This window comes from Paenarthrobacter sp. 10N417 (assembly GCF_056394745.1).
Genome location: NZ_JBFTIL010000006.1, coordinates 13466 through 31391, shown reverse-complemented (window position 1 = coordinate 31391; position 17926 = coordinate 13466). Strand labels below are relative to the sequence as shown.

Annotated in this window: 16 protein-coding genes and 1 tRNA gene; 11 read left to right on the top strand and 6 right to left on the bottom strand. The window is 61.8% G+C overall.

From position 1 onward, the window contains the following. Positions 1-87: 87 nt before the first annotated feature. Positions 88-366 (top strand): DUF3040 domain-containing protein, encoded by a 279-nt coding sequence (locus AC1DCM_RS09065; protein ID WP_442006871.1) that lies wholly within the window; start codon positions 88-90, stop codon positions 364-366. A 2-nt stretch (positions 367-368) separates the two neighbouring features. Here the strand turns inward: AC1DCM_RS09065 and AC1DCM_RS09060 are convergent, their stop codons facing one another. Next, the gene (locus AC1DCM_RS09060) at positions 369-1682 is read right to left on the bottom strand and encodes an NAD(P)/FAD-dependent oxidoreductase (protein ID WP_477518033.1); all 1314 of its coding nucleotides are present in this window, start codon (positions 1680-1682) and stop codon (positions 369-371) included. Between the two features lie 182 nt (positions 1683-1864). Here AC1DCM_RS09060 and AC1DCM_RS09055 point away from each other — a divergent pair, with 182 nt between their 5' ends. Both AC1DCM_RS09055 and AC1DCM_RS09050 read left to right on the top strand, forming a co-directional pair. After that, a complete protein-coding gene (locus tag AC1DCM_RS09055) occupies positions 1865-2650 on the top strand; it encodes a histidine phosphatase family protein (protein WP_477518032.1) in 786 nt (261 codons plus the stop codon). Next, complete coding sequence (locus AC1DCM_RS09050; protein ID WP_477518139.1) at positions 2628-3551, top strand: NAD(P)H-hydrate dehydratase; 924 nt, start codon at positions 2628-2630, stop codon at positions 3549-3551. The genes AC1DCM_RS09055 and AC1DCM_RS09050 overlap by 23 nt, the downstream gene beginning before the upstream one ends. A gap of 20 nt (positions 3552-3571) precedes the next feature. Here the strand turns inward: AC1DCM_RS09050 and AC1DCM_RS09045 are convergent, their stop codons facing one another. Then, positions 3572-5254, bottom strand: coding sequence for a RecQ family ATP-dependent DNA helicase (locus AC1DCM_RS09045; RefSeq protein WP_477518031.1), 1683 nt, complete (start codon positions 5252-5254; stop codon positions 3572-3574). A gap of 235 nt (positions 5255-5489) precedes the next feature. Here AC1DCM_RS09045 and AC1DCM_RS09040 point away from each other — a divergent pair, with 235 nt between their 5' ends. From AC1DCM_RS09040 to AC1DCM_RS09030, 3 genes are all read left to right on the top strand, one after another. Beyond that, positions 5490-6695: a cation:proton antiporter gene (locus AC1DCM_RS09040; RefSeq protein ID WP_442006866.1), complete on the top strand. Its 1206-nt coding sequence runs from the start codon at positions 5490-5492 to the stop codon at positions 6693-6695. Between the two features lie 217 nt (positions 6696-6912). Next, a complete protein-coding gene (locus AC1DCM_RS09035; protein WP_477518030.1) occupies positions 6913-7512 on the top strand; it encodes a type IV toxin-antitoxin system AbiEi family antitoxin domain-containing protein in 600 nt (199 codons plus the stop codon). Then, positions 7512-8384, top strand: a complete 873-nt coding sequence (locus tag AC1DCM_RS09030; protein ID WP_477518029.1) for a nucleotidyl transferase AbiEii/AbiGii toxin family protein — start codon at positions 7512-7514, stop codon at positions 8382-8384. The genes AC1DCM_RS09035 and AC1DCM_RS09030 overlap by 1 nt, the downstream gene beginning before the upstream one ends. Positions 8385-8479: 95 nt before the next feature. Here the strand turns inward: AC1DCM_RS09030 and AC1DCM_RS09025 are convergent. Together AC1DCM_RS09025 and AC1DCM_RS09020 are read right to left on the bottom strand one after the other, a co-directional pair. Continuing rightward, positions 8480-8553 (bottom strand) — tRNA-Thr (locus AC1DCM_RS09025). A 135-nt stretch (positions 8554-8688) separates the two neighbouring features. Next, complete coding sequence (locus AC1DCM_RS09020) at positions 8689-9567, bottom strand: DsbA family protein (protein ID WP_442006721.1); 879 nt, start codon at positions 9565-9567, stop codon at positions 8689-8691. A 208-nt stretch (positions 9568-9775) separates the two neighbouring features. Between AC1DCM_RS09020 and AC1DCM_RS09015 the strand changes: the two genes are divergently transcribed. The 5 genes from AC1DCM_RS09015 to AC1DCM_RS08995 all read left to right on the top strand — a co-directional run bounded on the left by AC1DCM_RS09015 (position 9776) and on the right by AC1DCM_RS08995 (position 16441). Continuing rightward, positions 9776-11248: an alpha,alpha-trehalose-phosphate synthase (UDP-forming) gene (locus AC1DCM_RS09015; protein WP_477518138.1), complete on the top strand. Its 1473-nt coding sequence runs from the start codon at positions 9776-9778 to the stop codon at positions 11246-11248. Next, the gene (gene otsB / locus AC1DCM_RS09010) at positions 11238-12035 is read left to right on the top strand and encodes a trehalose-phosphatase (RefSeq protein ID WP_442006720.1); all 798 of its coding nucleotides are present in this window, start codon (positions 11238-11240) and stop codon (positions 12033-12035) included. Before AC1DCM_RS09015 ends, otsB begins: the two co-directional genes overlap by 11 nt. A 206-nt stretch (positions 12036-12241) precedes the next feature. After that, a complete protein-coding gene (locus AC1DCM_RS09005) occupies positions 12242-13324 on the top strand; it encodes an ABC transporter ATP-binding protein (RefSeq protein ID WP_431118474.1) in 1083 nt (360 codons plus the stop codon). A gap of 88 nt (positions 13325-13412) precedes the next feature. Beyond that, positions 13413-15029 (top strand): beta-N-acetylhexosaminidase, encoded by a 1617-nt coding sequence (locus tag AC1DCM_RS09000; RefSeq protein WP_477518028.1) that lies wholly within the window; start codon positions 13413-13415, stop codon positions 15027-15029. Beyond that, the gene (locus tag AC1DCM_RS08995; protein ID WP_477518027.1) at positions 15026-16441 is read left to right on the top strand and encodes a DUF4032 domain-containing protein; all 1416 of its coding nucleotides are present in this window, start codon (positions 15026-15028) and stop codon (positions 16439-16441) included. The genes AC1DCM_RS09000 and AC1DCM_RS08995 overlap by 4 nt, the downstream gene beginning before the upstream one ends. Position 16442: 1 nt before the next feature. Here the strand turns inward: AC1DCM_RS08995 and AC1DCM_RS08990 are convergent, their stop codons facing one another. Next, positions 16443-17144 (bottom strand): GntR family transcriptional regulator, encoded by a 702-nt coding sequence (locus AC1DCM_RS08990; RefSeq protein ID WP_442006717.1) that lies wholly within the window; start codon positions 17142-17144, stop codon positions 16443-16445. A gap of 189 nt (positions 17145-17333) precedes the next feature. Then, a complete protein-coding gene (locus AC1DCM_RS08985; RefSeq protein ID WP_442019266.1) occupies positions 17334-17846 on the bottom strand; it encodes a pyridoxamine 5'-phosphate oxidase family protein in 513 nt (170 codons plus the stop codon). Positions 17847-17926: the final 80 nt, after the last annotated feature.

The window sequence follows — 17926 nt, the reverse complement described above, 5'->3', positions numbered from 1 at the left end:
CTTGTTGTGCCGCTGGATTTCCTGGAAGGAACCGGCTGGCTCACCGATCGCACCGAGGAGCCTTAGCGCTACATGGGAGGGACAACCATGCATCTAAACGAAAGGGAGCGCAGGGTGCTGCAGCAACTCGAACGGGAACTTTTCATCCAGGACCCGGACTTGGCCCGTCAACTGGAAACAGGAATCCCCGCGCGCCGCCCTTATGAACCCCAGGCCCGCCACGTCTTTGGAGTAGCACTTGGCGTGCTGCTGATGCTGTTGGCCATACCGATTAGTCCGTCCCCCTTGGGATACTGCGGCTTCCTTCTGATGGCGTGGGGCTTAGTGGCCCATCACATTCACAAGTCCCGTTACATCCCCGGCTGAGCCTATTCCTTTTCCAGACTTGGCCGGGTTGTGGCCGGAGGTACCTCGGGACGACTTACGCCAGCGAGCTCCTTCTCGGTTGGACCGCTGACCACAACCTGCGCGGGGCTGTGCAGGAGGTACCCGTTGAGCCAGGAAAACAGGGCACGGACCTTCTGCTGTACCCCGGACAACAGGGCCAAGTGAACCAGGAGCCAGGACAAGAAAGCGAAAAGGCCCTGCAACTGGATTCGCTTGCGGCCAAGTTCCGCCACAGCAGCACCACGTCCAACCATGGCCATATAGCCTTTGTCGACGTAGTGGAAGGGAGTACGGCTACCCCCAGTAAGGTCGGCGAGGATGTTGCTGGCTGCCCATTTTCCGGCCTGTTGGGCCACGGAGCCGAGCTGGGGCAACTTTGCGCCCGTGGAATCGGTGATGTTCGCTGCATCCCCAATCACGTACACGCCATCCACGTCCGGGGCAGTCAGGTCTGGGCGAACATCGACACGTCCACCTTTCCCCTGCGTCAGCCCGGAATTGGCGATGAGGTCCCCGGCTTTCAACCCGCCTGCCCATGCAACGATCTGCGCGGGGACGAAGCTTCCATCTGCCAAAGCCACACCACCGCTTCGCACCTCGGTAACGCCCACCCCCATGTGCAACTGGACGCCCACCTTCTGAAGACGTTCGGTGGCGTAGCGCTGGGACTTCGTGGAAAACATGTTCAACACACTCGGAACCATGTCCACCAGGTGCACGCGGCAGCGCGCAGCGAGCTCAGGAGAGAAGTATTTGCGGACCATATATTTCACGTTTTCCGCCATGGCCCCGGCAGTTTCCACGCCAGTCGGACCTCCTCCGACCACTACGACATCCACAAGACTCTCAGTGCTTCGGTCGGCCTGATCAAGTAGCCGTGTAATGGCCGTACCCAGCCTGGTGGCGTCCGTAACGGAGTACAGCGGGAAAGCATGTTGCTCGGCGCCGGGCGTGTTGAAGAAATTGGGAACGGCACCTACCGCAATAACCAGGATCTCCGCCCGCAAAGTCACGCCATCGGCTGTGGTGACTGACCGTTGCGCAGCATCAATAGAGGCAATGCTCGCAGTCAGGACTTTGACGGTCTTGTAGCGGCGGAAAACGGAGCGCAGTGGGCGCGTAATGGCTGAAACCCCAATCTGGGATGTAGCCAATTGATAAAGGAGCGGTTGGAACTGATGGTAGTTATTCGAGTCAATCAGCAGGACGCGTACGCCCTTCCGGCCTAGTTTTTTGGCTGCCGCAACACCTGCAAATCCGGCACCCACAACGATGACTTGGTATGTGTCCTCCATGCCAGCAACTTACTTCACCGTGGGTCCGGACAACAGTGCTAAACGCTCTTCGCCTGACTACAACATTTCGACGCCGGGTGGCCGCCAGCGCGGGAGCGGAGGGTCGCCGTCGTGCGTTTATTCTCTGGTCCCGTGGGTACGCAGTGGGTAGTGTTCTGCATTCAGCAAGGCGCGCGAAGGAGTTGGTTTTCTTGAACGACGACGGCCTGACAGAGGCGGTACAGGAGGCCGGAGCTGTTGAATTGCTGCTGGTCCGGCATGGAGAAAGCGAAGGCAACGTGGCCGCGACGGAAGCTCGCCTGGCACGGGCTGAGGTCATTGACGTCCCCGCCCGGGACCCGGACGTCAACCTCTCGGGTACAGGCCAGGATCAGGCCAAGGCACTGGGAACGGCGCTGGCCAGGATTCCGGAGGAGATCCGCCCGGACACGGTAGTCTCCTCCCCCTATGCGCGCGCCCTTCAGACAGCGGAAATTGCCGTCCAAACAGCTGGCTGGCCCCTGAAAGTCCATACGGATGAACGCCTGCGGGACCGGGAATTGGGCATTTTGGACAGACTTACCCGCATAGGTGTGGAAACGCGTTATCCCGACGAGGCAGAACGTCGCCTTTGGCTGGGCAAGCTGTACTATCGGCCCCCGGGAGGTGAATCCTGGGCTGACGTCGCGCTTCGTCTGCGGTCCGTCCTGGACGAGCTGAACAGTCTGGGACGGGGACACCGCGTGATGCTCGTTTGCCATGATGCGGTGATCCTGCTGGTCCGATACGTCCTGGAGGGGATGTCCGAACGGGAGATCCTGGACCTCGCGGCCAGTGCAACTGTGCTCAACGCCTCGATTACCCGGTACGTGCGCCCGTCTGGTGCTGGACCGTGGACGCTCGAGAGCTTCAATGTGGCCGACCATCTCACCGAACAGGGCGTCACGGTTACGGAGCATGCCGGAGATGCCAGTGTCCACCCACAGTGATTCCAACGGCACCAACGGCCCCACGCAAGTGACGCCATCCCTTCTGCGTGATTGGCCTCTGCCAGCTCCTGGCGAAGATAAATACTCCCGCGGCGCTGTGCTGATCATCGGCGGGGCGCGAACCACTCCAGGCGCCACCATCCTGGCCGGCATCGCCGCCCTGCGCGCCGGGGCGGGAAAGATTACCTTGGCTGTGGCCGAGTCCGTGGCCGTGCAGGTGGGAGTAGCTTTCCCGGAGTGTGGAGCGGTGGGCTTGCCGGAGACCGCCGATGGTTCCGTTACCGGTGAGGGTTTGGACCTGATCTCAAGGTATTTGGAAAGGGCAGATGCCGTGTTGGTCGGGCCCGGCCTGGATGATTCAGATCTGGCCGGGGAATTGCTCACCAGGTTGTTGGAGCGGGAGGAGCTTGGAGGCGAAGGGCCGGCCATTGTCCTCGACGCCTACGCCCTCGGCGGGCTGGTGAAGATAAAGGAGAGGCTGGAACCTTGGCGGGGCCGACTGATTCTCACCCCTAATCCGACAGAGGCCGGGATCCTGCTGGGACGGGACGTAAACCACCTGGAAAATGACGTTGCCGCCGTCGCCGAACAGTATGGCGCGGTGGTGAGCTGCCAGGGCGTAATTGCACGTCCGTCAGGGGAAGCGCCTGGGGAGCCGGAACTTTGGAAGATCACCACCGGGTACGGCGGCTTGGGTACCTCAGGCAGTGGAGATGTACTGGCCGGCGCCATCACCGGTCTCCGGGCGCGTGGAACCAGCGACGCACAGGCTGCCTGCTGGGGAACCCACCTCCACGCCACTGCGGCCGACCGCTTGGCCAGCAAGCTTGGCCCGCTCGGATTCCTTGCACGCGAACTCGCCGACGAATTGCCCGCCCTGATGCTGGAGCTCAACACCTGAAACGTTGAGCCTCACAGGATCTAAGCAGGCTTCAGAAGTTCATGTTCCACAACTGCCCTGCGGGAGAGCGTCTTGTAGCCCTCTTGCTCGAACAACACGGTGATGACGTCGTCCTCATGCCTCATCACCAGTCCCGGACCCCATTCCTTGTGAACCACAGCGGATTGCAGCGGGAATGGATCGCTTTCGCCAGCATGCTGTTCGTCTCCGCGCTCTTCCTCTGTACTGCTGAAATCATTGCCGGCGTTGGAAGCAGCGGCGCACGCATCACAATTGCCGCACGGCTCCGAAAGTTCCTCACCGAAATAACCCAGCAGGAACTGCCGGCGGCAACTGTCCGTCTCCGCGTACGCACGCATCATGGTGAGCCGGGACTGGTCGACGCGCTGTCGGGCCTCGGCCAGTTCGACGGCGCGGGCTACGAGCGCCGAAAGTTTGGCTTTGGATGCCAGCCGAATGCCGCGCTTGCCTGTGGTGACAGCGCCGGCTTCCTCCAACTGGTTGACGAGCCCGGTGAGGCGTCGGACAGGGAATCCGGTCAACTCCGCGAGCGCGCCCTTGGGGGCGGGAGGGCCTGCGGCTTTCAGGATCTTCAGTACTGCCAGGAGCGAATCCGGGTCCGGTGAATGCGTACCGAAGAACTTCCGCAGGCCAAGATCCTCTTCGCGGTAATGCAGTGTGGCTGTGGCCGGTTTCCCGTCGCGTCCGGAACGGCCGATTTCCTGGTAATAGGCATCCAGTGATTCCGGAATGTCAGCATGGACGACGAACCGCACATTGGGTTTGTTGATACCCATGCCGAAAGCGGTTGTGGCAACCACGACGTCCAGCTGATCGTCCAGGAACTGCTCATGGATGCGCTCCCGGTCGGCGTCCGACCGGCCCGCGTGGTATGCCTCGGCGCGGAGTCCTTCCTTTGCCAGTTTGGCGGCGTACTTTTCGGTGTCCTTGCGGGTGGCGGCGTACAGGAGCCCCCGCTCGCCTCCCTTGGCCAGAGTGACAACTTGCTCCAGGACTGCTTTTCGCTTGCCTTTGTCTTCTTGGTGGCGGACCACGTCAAGGCTGATGTTGGGCCGGTCAAAGCCACGGACCAGGACCAGCGGATCTTTCATCCCCAGCCGTTCAAGAATCTCATCGCGCACGGGCGGTGAGGCTGTAGCGGTAAGGGCTGCCGCCGGAGGGTTTCCCAATCGTTCGCGGACATTTCCCAGGTCGAGGTAGTCGGGGCGGAAATCATGACCCCAGGAAGAGACGCAGTGGGCCTCGTCCACCACGAACATCGTGATGTCCAGTTTGGCGATGCGGCCCACAGTCTCCTGTTTGGCCAACTGCTCCGGGGCAAGAAACAGGAAAGTCGCTTTGCCCGACTCCGCTGCCTCCCAGGCGTCCTCCACCTCCGAGTCACTACGGGAGGAGTTGATGGCTACAGCAACGCCGTCACCCAACTGCCCGTTCAGCCCATCCAGCTGGTCCTCCTGCAAAGCAATCAAAGGAGAAACCACGACGGCGGGGCGTCCCGTTTGGTTATAGAGGTACATGGCTGCTACTTGGTAGGTGGCAGATTTACCGTACCCAGTGGGCATGACGGCCAGGACGTCGCGGCCGGATGCGAGGGCATTCATGGCCGCGAGTTGACCGTCTCGCAGCCTAGGCAGGGAAAAGGAAGACGCCGCAAGGGCGCCCAGGTCTGGGTCATCGGACATTGGAAAACGACTCCGCACAGTGGGTGTTGCGGCCGCTTGCTTCAGCCGAGGTAACCAGACTAACGCGGGCCGGGACCCGCCGTCGTGCGCTTCTTCCTGCATGTGGATAACTCTGGCCAGCTACAGAAAGACCCGTGTCATGGCGTCATCGAAGGTGTGGCGGTAGCTTTGGATTACTTTTCCTTCGAAGCGGCCGAGTCCTTCAAAAGCGGCCGAGGTACCGGAGGTACCGCTGATGCAGGGCTTGTCTACATCCTTGGTTCTGATCGCTCTCCTGGCTGTGACGGCACCCCTTGCGGTGCGCTTCCTTGACCGGGCGGTCAAGGTGCCGCTGGTGGTGTTCGAGATCGTCCTCGGAATCCTGCTGGGTCCCAGCGTGTTGGGGTGGATCGAATCTACCCAGTTCACGGATACGCTGGCTGATTTCGGGCTGGCGATGCTCTTCTTTGTGGCCGGCAATGAGATTGACTTCGCCGATATCCGGGGCCGTCCCGCCATCCGTGCCTCCGCTGGCTGGGTGATCTCGTTGGCCGCGGGCGTTGGCGCAGGCTTTCTCCTGGCCCCCACACCGGAGGCAGCGGTCATCATCGGGGTGGCGCTGTGCTCCACGGCGTTGGGAGCATTGCTGCCCATTCTTCGCGATTCCGGTGAATCAAAATCCCCGATGGGGATCGCCGTCACGGCATTGGGCGCAGCTGGCGAGTTTGGTCCCCTGATAGCAATCTCGCTGTTCTTCAGCGGCAGGGAGCTGGGACCGGCTACGGCAGTGCTGCTCGGATTTGTGCTCCTTGCCGGCATTGCGATTTTCCTGGCCTCCAGGGCACAGCACACGCTGTTCCACTCGCAGGTCACCAGGACCCTCCACACGAGCGGCCAGTTCGCTGTCCGCTCCATCATGTTCATCCTCACCGTGCTCGTCGTGCTGAGCATGGTCCTGGGACTGGATATGTTGCTGGGGGCATTCGCGGCGGGCGTCCTCTGGAAGGTGGCCATTGCGCGCGCACCCGAACGGGACCGGAAGGTGATCGAGACCAAACTCGACGCCGTCGCGTTCGGATTCCTGGTGCCCATCTTCTTCATCGATACGGGCATAGATTTCGATCTCGGCGCACTCACGTCCAGCGCCATGGCATTGGCGCTGCTCCCTCTGTTCCTGCTCCTCCTGCTGATCATCCGCGGCCTGCCGTCGATGCTTGCTGCCCCGCCCAGGTCCACTTTCGCGGAGAAACGGGCGATCATGCTTTTCGGGGCAACCGGCCTGCCGATTATCGTTGCCGTCACAGCCATTGGCCGGGATCAGGGGTTCATTTCAAGCGGAATCTCATCAGCACTGGTTGGGGCCGGCATGCTCTCTGTGCTCCTGTTCCCGCTGCTGGCGCTTCGCCAGGGTCAGCGTGAACGTCAACGCAGGACCCCTGTGCCGCAGGGGGAAGTGCCATAGCCCAGGACTCTGACGACGCGCAAATACTTCGGAGCCACGGCAAAGGCCTGGGGACGCTCGGATTTGGGTGTCCCCAGCCCTTTACTGCGGCTCCCGCAAGTGAAGTTGAGAAGGCGTCCTTCATCGCGCGTTGAGCCGCGAGCGCCCTCATCATTGCCGCATAGAATTGGCGGTCATTTTCCACGACAGTTAGCTTTATCTGTCGTAGAATATGAACATGAAGCGTCAAAGTTACCTGCTGGACCGCCTTCCGCGCGGCCTTTTCAGCATCTCGGACGCGGCAGAGCACGGAGTCTCTCACACGAGCCTGTACCGAATGCGTGATGCCGGCCTGATTGAGAGGATCGGCTCCGGGCTGTACATCGCCGGAACGGGCATGCAGGCGGACATCGATCTGTTGGAAGCCTCCCGAAAAGCTCCCTTGGCCACGATCTGCCTCACCAGCGCTCTCGCCCGACACGAGCTCATCGATGAGATCCCTTCCAGCATCGACCTGGCCTTGCCTCGCGGAAGGACCCCTCCGCAGCTTTCGGCTCCGGTCACCTGGCATGTCTTCGACAAAGCGACGTTCGACGTCGGACGGTCGACGATCCCGATCGAAGGGGCCGACGGGGTGTTGATCGGCATCTACTCCCCCGAGCGCTCGATCGTCGACGCCTTTCGCCTGCGTGGAAGCGCCGGATATGAAACGGGAATCGAAGCCCTACGTAACTGGCTCAAGCGCCCAGGATCCCAGCCGGCCCGGCTCATGGAGATCGCTTTGTTGGTCCCGCGGTCCAAGGGGCCGCTGAGCCAGGCATTGGAGGTCCTCCTGTGATGACAGGAGGAACCGTCTACCTGCAGCTTCAGAGGCTTGCGCGGGACCGGAAGCGCCCCGTTGACGAGATCTTCACGCTTTACGGTCTTGAGCGCTTCCTGGCGCGCTTGGCAGACACCCCTTTCGCGAAGGACTTCTGTCTCAAAGGTGGCGTCCTGCTGTCCGCCCACGCGCTGCGCCGGCCGACCCGTGACGTTGACATGCAGGCACTCGATTTCCGGCTCGACGTCGATCACGTCACCGAAGTGGTGAAAGGGGTATGCGACATCGTCGTCGATGACGGCCTGGTCTTCGACCATTCGTCCATGCAGATCGAACAGATCCGCGACGAAGACGAGTACAGCGGCCTGCGGGTCTCACTGCCCGCGGTCCTGGGCCGGGCGAGAATTGCCATCAAGCTCGACATCAGTACCGGTGACCCGATCTGGCCGGAGCCGGAGCAGATCGAACTGCCGTCGCTGCTCGGCGGAACGGTAAGGATGAAAGGTCATCCCTTGGTGACGGTGATCGCTGAGAAGACCGTAACTATGCTCCAGCGCGGCACCACCAGCACCAGGTGGCGGGACCTGCTGGACGTGGCAGTCCTGTCCGACCGATTCGAGTTCGACGCCGCAGACGTCAGAGAAGCAGCGATGCAGGTTGCCGGGCACCGGACCGTCGAACTGGGGCCGCTCCGGATCCTTATGGACGGCTATGGTGCGACAGGGCAAGCGAAATGGGCTGCATGGCGCAGGAAGCTAAAAGTCGAAGACCTCTGCGAGCAGAACCTCGACGCGCAGGTTGAACGTGTGCTCACGTTCATTGAGCCAGTGTTCGACGGCTCAGCCGAAAACCACCACCGATGGAGCCCCGACGCGCGCATCTGGTCATAGGCCACACTGGCAGCCGGCGCCGAAAGCATCACTAACGAGAAGGCGGGAGAATCGGGCCACACGGTACTAAAACCGCAGTTCAAAGCCACAATCGGAGCCCCCTGTCGGATTCGAACCGACGACCCCCGCTTTACAAGAGCGGTGCTCTGGCCAACTGAGCTAAGGAGGCATGCGCCGAAAACGACGCTAGATAAGGTTAGCCCAGAGACTCCCCCTCGCGGAAATCACGACGGCGGCCGCCCACCCGGGTTGAACGCAAGGCACAAACCCGAGGTGACCAACCGCCGTCGTAAATTCCTGAAACCTAGCCCTTGGCGTCAACCGCGGTCTGGATCTCAGCATTCAGGTCGGTGGATCCGTCCCACTGCTTGCCGTCGATGAACACGGTGGGGGTGCCCGTGATGCCGATGGCCGCGGCTTCCTGCGTGGCGACCTTTACATAGGGGCGGTACTGCTTGCTGTCGATGCAGGAGTCGATGTTCGCCGCGCCAACTTCCTTGGCCATGGACTTGAGATCGTTGTCCGAGATACCGGCACTGCCTTCGGCCGGCTGGCGTTCGTAGAGGAGGTTGAAGAAGTCGGCGTACTTCTCAGGTGAAGAGTTCACTACGCATGCAGCAGCATTTGCTGCACGCGAGGAGTAGTTGGTGGTGGACTGCTGGTCCAGGAAGCCGAGGGGGCGGTACTCGAGGGAAATCTTGCCGTCGTTGCGCAGCTTGGTGAGCGACTCCCCGTAGGTTGTCTCGAACCGCTTGCAGACGGGGCAGATGAAGTCGACGTAAGCGATCACCTTGACGGGCTTGCCGGCCTCGGGCTCACCACCAGGAACAGTCACGGTTGCGGGCTTGGTTGCCGGAGCCGAAGGCACATCCGCCACATTCACGGACGAGGCATCGGACTTTACGACGTCGGTGTTGGCCAGCAATGTTACGCCGCCGTGCACGTTGCCATTCGCGGGAGTAGGTCCCTGATCGGCGATCGGGGCGCTTTGCTGAATGCTGGTGGTCACCACCAGCGCGATGACGGCCAGGATCGCCACGACCGCAACGACGATGCCCCAACCGATCAGGAGCTTGTTGCGCTTTTCCTTTTTCAGCTGCGCTTCGCGGATTTCGCGCGCTTTCTCCCGTGCCTGGGCGGTGCGTTCAGCCTTGGAGAGGCGGGGTTCGTTTGCGGGGCTCATCAGTTCCTCGGATTACTCGACGTCGGTAGTGCATAGCTTGGGGCAACGGGGTCAGTTTACGGGAGCCAACTAGGAGCTCTGCCGCTGACATGCCTGCCCGGTCGTTGAACGATCAACTGCGGTCTATGATTCCGCCGGTAGGCTGGGAGGTGAGTCACAGCAACCCCAGGGAGCAGTAATGCAGGATTTGGCAAGCGAAAAACTCAAGATGGAAGACGGCGTTAGGGCCTCTCCCACCAGGAAGCCAACGGCGAGCAAGTTCGACTTCATGGTGGTGTCCAACCGCCTGCCTGTCGACCGGTACAACAGCGATGGTGACGGCGATGGTGGCGGTGGGTGGCGACGCTCGCCAGGCGGCCTGGTTACTGCGCTTGCACCGATGATGACAAAGTCCGACGGCGCGTGGGTGGGTTGGCACGGCGCTCCGGATGAAACTGTCCGTCCTTTCAGCCACGAAGCGATGGATCTTGTCCCGGTCCAGTTAAGCAGCCACGAGGTCGAGCTGTATTACGAGGGCTTCTCCAATGCGACCATCTGGCCGCTGTACCACGATGTCATCGCCCCGCCGGAATTCCACCGTACGTGGTGGGATGCATACCGCCAGGTGAATAAGAAGTTCGCCGATGCCGTGGTCCGCCATGCCGCGGACGGCGCAACGGTGTGGGTCCAGGACTACCAGCTCCAGTTGGTTCCCCGCATGCTCCGCGAGGCACGGCCGGACCTGAAGATCGGCTTCTTCAACCACATTCCCTTCCCGCCTCCGGAGATCTTCGCGCAGCTGCCGTGGCGCCGCGAGATCATTGATGGCCTTCTGGGTGCGGACCTGTTGGGCTTCCAGCGTCCCAGCGACGCTGGCAACTTCATGCGCTCTGCCCGCCGCTTCCTGGGCGCCAGCGTCAAGCAGCAGCAAGTGCATGTAAAGGGCCCTGACGGCGAGGTCACCCACATTGCCCGGGCGCAGGCCTTCCCTATTTCCATCGATGTTGACCAGATCCGGGAGTTGGCCGGGAGGCCGGACATCATCGAGAGGGCCAAGCAGATCCGCAAGGACCTTGGCAATCCGAAGACCATCCTTCTTGGCGTGGACCGCCTGGACTACACCAAGGGCATCGGCCACCGCCTGAAGGCCTTCGAGGAACTCCTGCGCGAGGGCAGCATCAAGGTGGAGGACGCCACCCTCATACAGGTAGCGAGCCCCAGCCGTGAACGCGTGGAGCAGTACCGGCTTCTGCGTGAAGAAATCGAGGGCACGGTCGGCCATATCAATGGCACTTACGACACCATCCAGAACACTGCCGTCCGCTACCTGCACCACAGCTACCCGGTTGAGGAGATGGTGGCGCTCTACCTCGCCGCGGACGTCATGTTGGTCACGGCGCTGCGCGACGGAATGAACCTGGTGGCCAAGGAATATGTGACGGCGCGTTCCGAGGACGACGGCGCACTGGTCCTGAGCGAATTCGCAGGCGCTGCCGACCAATTGAAGCAGGCGCTCCTGATCAACCCGCATGACATCGATGGCCTCAAGTCCGCCATTCTCCGGGCGGTCAACCTATCCCCCAAGGAAGCCCGCCGCCGCATGAAGCTGATGCGAAAGCAGATCCTGGACCACGACGTCGATCATTGGTCAGCGGAGTTCCTGGCCGCCCTCGAGGAGAAGGTAGTGCGTGATGACAGCTGAGAACCTGTCTCTGTCCCCGGAACTGTTGGACGCCATCCGGCGCATTTCCGGCACCGAACATCTCCTGGTGGCCTTGGACTTCGACGGCACGCTCTCCCCGATCGTGGACCGCGCAGAGGATGCACGGCCCCTGCCCAGGGCTGCCGCGGCTTTGGAAGCCCTCGCCGAACTGCCGCGCACGACGACGGCACTCATCTCAGGCCGCGCCTTGGACAGTTTGCGGCTGGTCGCCTCACCTCCTGTGGACACGCTGCTGATCGGCAGCCACGGAGCTGAAGTTTGGCTGGGCGAAGGTTCCCTCGGCCTGGAACTGGATGAGGATCAGCGCAGCAAGTTGGCGGCCGTACGCGAAGTCCTGGCCGAAATCGTGAACATTGCTCCTGGAACGCTGCTCGAAGACAAGCCCGCCGGCGTCGTCCTTCACACAAGGATGGCCGATGACGACGTCGCGGAAGACGCCGTCGAAGCCGCGACGCGGGTGCTGCGCGAGCATCCTGGCGTGTACGTGAAGACCGGCAAACGCGTGCTGGAGGTATCCGTGGTCAAGGCCTCCAAGGGCGAGGCAGTGGAGTTCCTCCGTCAGGCGACCGGTGCCACGGCCATGTTGTTCGCTGGGGACGACGTGACCGATGAGGATGCCTTCGGCAGGCTCATGGGCGACGACGTCGGCATCAAAGTGGGACTGGATTTCACCCAGGCGCAGTACCGTGTGGAAGCTCCAGTGCAGGTTGCGGAATTGCTGGAAGCGCTGCTGCGAGAGCGCCGCCGTGTCACCGCCGAAGCATGAAGCGGGATCAACGTCACATGTGACGTTCGTAACATTTGGGCAGTAAATCCAAAAGTCTGACATACTCTTGGACGTGATGTGACGCACAGTACCGTGCGACGTCACACGATCCTCCCCGGCCATTGGCCGGGGAGTTCAACTGAAGAAAATGAACCATTCACAACGGATCGTCCGGCACGTACCTGCCGGTGAAGGGATTGATAACTGTGGCTACAGTTACTTTTGATAACGCTACGCGTCTGTACCCGGGCACAGATAAGCCCGCCGTCGATAAACTCAACATCGACATCGCCGATGGCGAATTCCTGGTCCTCGTTGGACCCTCCGGTTGCGGTAAGTCCACCTCCCTGCGCATGCTCGCAGGACTTGAGGATGTGAACGCCGGCCGCATTCTGATCGGTGACCGCGACGTCACGGATGTCCCCCCGAAGGACCGCGACATCGCAATGGTCTTCCAGAACTACGCTCTTTACCCGCACATGACTGTTGCGGACAACATGGGCTTCGCACTGAAGATTGCCGGCGTCTCCAAGGAAGAGCGCGCCGAGCGTGTTCGCGAAGCCGCCAAGCTTCTTGACCTTGAGGCATACCTGGACCGCAAGCCGAAGGCACTCTCCGGTGGTCAGCGCCAGCGTGTTGCCATGGGCCGTGCAATCGTCCGTAACCCCCAGGTCTTCCTCATGGACGAGCCGCTGTCCAACCTTGACGCCAAGCTCCGTGTCCAGACCCGTACGCAGATCGCATCCCTGACCCGCCGCCTCGGCGTCACCACGGTTTACGTGACGCACGACCAGGTTGAGGCCATGACCATGGGTGACCGCGTTGCAGTCCTCAAGGACGGCCTGCTCCAGCAGGTTGACACCCCGCGCAACCTCTACGACCGCCCGCAGAACGTCTTCGTTGCAGGCTTCATCGGCTCCCCCGCCATGAACCTGCTGGAACTTCCGGTCGTCGACGGCGGCGTTCAGTTCGGTGGCACGGTTTACCCGGTCAAGCGCGACGTCCTCGAAGAAGCACACGGACAGACGGTTACCGTTGGTTCACGTCCGGAAGACCTCGAGACGGTCGGCAACGGCGAAGGCCTGCAGGTTGAGGTTGACGTCGTCGAAGAACTCGGCGCCGATGCCTACGTCTACGGCCACACCATCCTGGATGGCAAGAGCCACGACATCGTCGCCCGCGTTGACGGTCGCCGCCCCCCGATGAAGGGCGAGTCCATTTTCGTTCGTCCGCAGTCCGGCCACGTGCACCTGTTCGACACCAAGACCGGACTCCGCCTGGGCGACTAATCCACCGGCAAAAATCCGCAGTGTGACAGCGGCCCGACCCTTCCCGGTCGGGCCGCTCTCGCGTTAACCTTTCCGCAGAAAGAACTGCATGAACACCACGGATAACCTGATCCCCCGCCCCGCGCACATCGCACCCTCGGACGGTCAGGCTTTCACGCTTGCACCCACTGCCCGGATCGCGGCGAGCCCAGCTGCCGTCCCGGTCGCAGAGCAACTGGCGATGCTGCTTCGCCGCGGCACAGGTTTCGCTCTCCCCATCGTCGAGACGGCCAATGCGGGCGACATCTCCATGGACTTCATGGAAACGCTCGACGGCGGTCCGGAAGCGTACCAGCTATCGGTCACCGTCGACCGTGCACGCCTCACGGCAACAACCCCTGCCGGCCTCTTCAACGCAGTCCAAACGCTCCGTCAGCTGTTCCCGCCCGCCATTGAACACTCCATCACCGGCGCGGACGATTCGAACAACAGCGACAACAGGACCGTCGGCACCTGGGTGATTCCCGCCGTCGAGATTAAGGACGCACCCAGGTTCGCGTATCGCGGCCTCATGCTCGACGTCGCCCGGAACTTCTTCACGGTCCAAGAGGTGAAGGAGCAGATAGATGTCATGACCCAGTTCAAGCTCAACGCATTGCATCTGCACCTGACGGATGACCAGGCCTGGCGTATCGAAATCCGGACACCCAAGGCGAATCCCTCGGGCCTGGACTATGGCAAGCTCACGGAAATCGGCGGAGCAGGCGCCGTGGAGTTCCCCACTGCGGTACCAGTCCGTGGTCGGGATGGGTTCTACACCCAACAGGACTACAGGGAAATCCAGGAATACGCCGCTGCGAGGAACGTCCTGGTGGTCCCGGAAATCGATCTCCCTGGCCACGTCAATGCGGCCCTTGCAGCCATACCGCAGCTCAACCCGGATGGCCGTGCCGCAAGCATGAGCACTTCGGCAGCAGTGGGCTGGTCCACGTTGGATGTGGCCCTTCCTGTGACGTATGAGTTTGTCAGGGAAGTCCTTGAACAATTGGCAGCGATGACTATCGGCCCCTACCTGCACATCGGGGGCGACGAAGCTTTGGTAACGGATCACGAGCATTACGTCAGCATGACGCAGGAGTTCGTGCGGATTGCGGATGAAACCGGCAAGAAAGTAGTTGGCTGGAACGAGTACGCCTCCGTGGACCTCCGTGAGGGCGACGTCGTGCAGTACTGGTTCGGCGACCTCCCCCCTTTGGTTCAGAAGGCAGAGCACATGGGGTCCTTGATGATCATGTCCCCAGCGGCAAACACCTACTTGGACCAGAAGTATGAAGCAACCAGTCCCATCGGCCTTGAGTGGGTGGACGGCGGGCCGTTCACATGGGCCGAGTACTACGACTGGAATCCCGCCCAGGGCGGCCTGCAGGACAACAGGATCCTTGGTGTCGAAGGTCCGCTGTGGACAGAGACAGTCCGCAACAACCAGCAGGCCTACTGGCTCCTGTATCCCAGGGCCGTTTCCTTGGCGGAAGTGGCGTGGTCGGCCCAGGACGCGCGGGACCTTGGTGACTTCCGACGTCGGCTGGGCGCCTTGGGTGAGCGCCTCACGAGGCAGGGCGTCACGTTCCAGGCAGCACCCGACGTCGAGTGGTCCGCGATATCTGAGTTTCCCTTTCCCGCAGCAATGAACGCCAACACCGGCGAGTACGGAACAATTGAAGCATGAGCGAGCAAAACGAAGCCCAGTGGCACGACGAACCGACCGACTACGGGCAGATCGGCAAGCTCCCCAGGACTGAAGCGGCCAGCGCGCAGGATACCGCTCCGCCCGCCAGCGTCATCGGGTCCCTTAATATCACTGCTGCGGCAGCGGATCCTGAGCTGTTGGACCTACCGTGGCACATTGCGCTTGAAGACTGGCCAGCCGAGAATCTCGCGGCCCTCCCCCGCGGTATCTCCCGGCACATCGTGCGTTTCGCCCATTTGGGTGGATCCGTCATCGCCATCAAGGAAACGTCCGAGCATGTTGCCCGCCACGAGTACCACATGCTCCGGAAGCTGGCACGGCTGGATGTTCCTTGTGTTGAGCCCGTGGCCGTCATCACCGGCCGCACCACTGCCGATGGCAAACCCCTGAACCCGGTATTGGTCACCCGGCACTTGAAATTTTCCATGCCCTACCGGGCACTTTTCTCGCAGATGCTGCGCAAGGACACGTTGACGCGCCTCATCGATGCCCAGGCGTTGCTGCTTGTCCGCTTGCACCTCATTGGCTTCTACTGGGGTGACGTCTCGCTTTCCAACACGCTGTTCCGTCGCGATGCCGGTGCCTTTGCCGCCTACCTCGTGGATGCCGAAACCGGCGAGCTCTACCCGGACCTGTCCATGGGTCAGCGCGAGTACGATCTGGAGATCGCCCGCGTCAACATCGCCGGTGAGCTGATGGACCTCCTGGACGGCGGGCTCATCGAGGAAAAGGTTGATCCTGTGGCTACCAGTGAGCTCATCATGGACAGCTACCGCAGGCTCTGGGCTGAGCTGACGGAGAAGGAATCCTTCGAACTCGGCGAGCGCTGGCGCGTGGGAGCCCGCATCCGCCGTCTCAACGAGCTCGGCTTCGACGTCGAGGAATATGCCATCAAGACAACGGCGGATGGTTCAACCATCCAGCTGCAGCCAAAAGTCGTCGACGCCGGCCATCACCAAAGGCGCTTGCTGCGCCTCACTGGGTTGGACGCCCAGGAGAACCAGGCCCGCCGGCTGCTGAACGATATGGACCAGTTCAGGGCGGACAACAACCCTGACCTGGACGAGGAAATCAGCGCCCACGCCTGGGTCAGCCAGATCTTCGAGCCGATCGTGCGGTCTATTCCCCGGCACCTTGCCGGCAAGTTGGAACCGGCCGAAGTTGTGCACGAGGTCCTGGAGCACCGCTGGTACATGAGCCAGAAGCAGGATCGCTACATCCCGCTGGCAGAGACCGTGCAGTCTTACCTGGACACCGTGTTGCAGCACCGCAGGGACGAAGCTGCCATCATGTTGTACCCTGACACCGAGATGCTCAAGATCCTTGAGGTTGAGGTGGAGGAGTCAGGCCGGTACGACGAAGTGGACGAGTACCCGGACTCGGACGACTAACTCAGGGTTCCAGGGTCTCCGCGAGGCCTGCCAGGACGGGTTCCCGGCCGAGCTCAATGTGCGTGTACGCCAGTGAGTAGGCCAGGTCCGGCCGGCCTTTCAGGATGGCGTTGCACAGCTCTTTGTGTTCGTCCCGTTGGAGTTCGTTGCTGCGGTTGTGTGCCAATCCGAAAATCCAGCGCATGCGGCCGAAGAGTGGCTTCACGGACTCAATCAGCAGCCTGTTGCCGGAGAGACGCACGATCTCGGCGTGCAGCTCGGCACTGATCAGCGCTACATCGTCTGCGCGGTCCTCATCGATGGCGGCATTGGAGGCTTCCATCAGTTCCTCGAGCCGACCTGCGGAATGGCCTTCGGCAACGCGGGTGGCAGCCATCCTCGCGGCGAACGTTTCCAGGCAAAGGCGAACGTCGAAGAGCTCGTTGACGTCGGTGAGTGTGAGTTGCCGGACCACGGCGCCGCGGCGCGGGAAGGTGGCCACGAAGCCGTCCTGCTCCAGGCGTTGAATGGCTTCACGGACCGGGATCCGTGAGACGCCGTACATGTCGGACAGTTCCCGTTCGCGCAGGCGCCCACCCTGCGCGAAGGTGCCCGTGACGATCCCCTCCAACACCAGTTGGTAGACCTGTTCCGCGCGGGCCTCGTCATCGCGGCCATTCCCGGTTTCCGGCGTCGCCTCAGCCACTGTCAAACTTCCCTTCATGCCAGCGTCCGCTCCATTCGCCGGCCGGCGCCGGTCAGCGTTCCAACCGAGCATACACGGGTGGAAACAGCTCGTCGGAGGGCGGTTCAAGGCATCATTGGACCCGCGGTTGTTCGTCGCCTGACTTGTTCTTCGCCTGACTGTACGACGGCCTGAGTAACCGGCAAGAGTGGCTTTCGGCGTTGAGCGTTACTCGCCCCTGGCGGTTGGTGCATCATCCAGCGGGGTCCACCAGGTCGCGGGCGGCGTCACCTTGAAGCGGCGCCCGGATACGTCTGATGGAACAATGCGGATGAACTGGTCCTTTTGCCCCGCTTCCCAAGGAAACAGGAGGAGGCCAATGGTATCCAGCACGTCCTGCGTCAGCTTCACGGCGGAAGCTTGCCCTTTGACCACCACGCTCCAGGCCACTCCGGTTTCCGCATCCACACCGTCAGCCTCGATCGCAACAGGAGCGTCACCAAGGGCGGCATGAAGCTTGGTGCCCTCCCCCGTGCGGAAAACCATGGTCCCGTGGTCCACCTTGTAATTCACCGGAAAGATATCCGGGTGATTGTCCACCCACACGGCAAGCCGGCCCACGGAAACTCCACGGAGGAGTTCCCAGCATTCGTTGGTCTCCAGGACTTCAGTGGCGGGGGTATTGGGGGTGTTGTCGCCAGACGTTGAGTTGGTCATATCGCAGAGGATACGCCGGAGCATAGCCCGCCAACAGTGGCCGAACCCCGTCTAACGGACTATTCACCCCCGCATGCGAGGGTGAATAGTCCGTAGGGGGATGA

Coding starts and splice junctions, on each gene's coding strand:
- AC1DCM_RS09000 (WP_477518028.1), top strand. CDS start 13,413: ATGAACACCACGGATAACCTGATCCCCCGCCCCGCGCACATCGCACCC.
- AC1DCM_RS09020 (WP_442006721.1), bottom strand. CDS start 9,567: ATGAGCCCCGCAAACGAACCCCGCCTCTCCAAGGCTGAACGCACCGCC.
- AC1DCM_RS09035 (WP_477518030.1), top strand. CDS start 6,913: ATGAAGCGTCAAAGTTACCTGCTGGACCGCCTTCCGCGCGGCCTTTTC.
- otsB (WP_442006720.1), top strand. CDS start 11,238: ATGACAGCTGAGAACCTGTCTCTGTCCCCGGAACTGTTGGACGCCATC.
- AC1DCM_RS08995 (WP_477518027.1), top strand. CDS start 15,026: ATGAGCGAGCAAAACGAAGCCCAGTGGCACGACGAACCGACCGACTAC.
- AC1DCM_RS09050 (WP_477518139.1), top strand. CDS start 2,628: ATGCCAGTGTCCACCCACAGTGATTCCAACGGCACCAACGGCCCCACG.
- AC1DCM_RS08985 (WP_442019266.1), bottom strand. CDS start 17,846: ATGCTCCGGCGTATCCTCTGCGATATGACCAACTCAACGTCTGGCGAC.
- AC1DCM_RS09060 (WP_477518033.1), bottom strand. CDS start 1,682: ATGGAGGACACATACCAAGTCATCGTTGTGGGTGCCGGATTTGCAGGT.
- AC1DCM_RS08990 (WP_442006717.1), bottom strand. CDS start 17,144: ATGAAGGGAAGTTTGACAGTGGCTGAGGCGACGCCGGAAACCGGGAAT.
- AC1DCM_RS09040 (WP_442006866.1), top strand. CDS start 5,490: ATGCAGGGCTTGTCTACATCCTTGGTTCTGATCGCTCTCCTGGCTGTG.
- AC1DCM_RS09045 (WP_477518031.1), bottom strand. CDS start 5,254: ATGTCCGATGACCCAGACCTGGGCGCCCTTGCGGCGTCTTCCTTTTCC.
- AC1DCM_RS09065 (WP_442006871.1), top strand. CDS start 88: ATGCATCTAAACGAAAGGGAGCGCAGGGTGCTGCAGCAACTCGAACGG.
- AC1DCM_RS09030 (WP_477518029.1), top strand. CDS start 7,512: ATGACAGGAGGAACCGTCTACCTGCAGCTTCAGAGGCTTGCGCGGGAC.
- AC1DCM_RS09015 (WP_477518138.1), top strand. CDS start 9,776: ATGGAAGACGGCGTTAGGGCCTCTCCCACCAGGAAGCCAACGGCGAGC.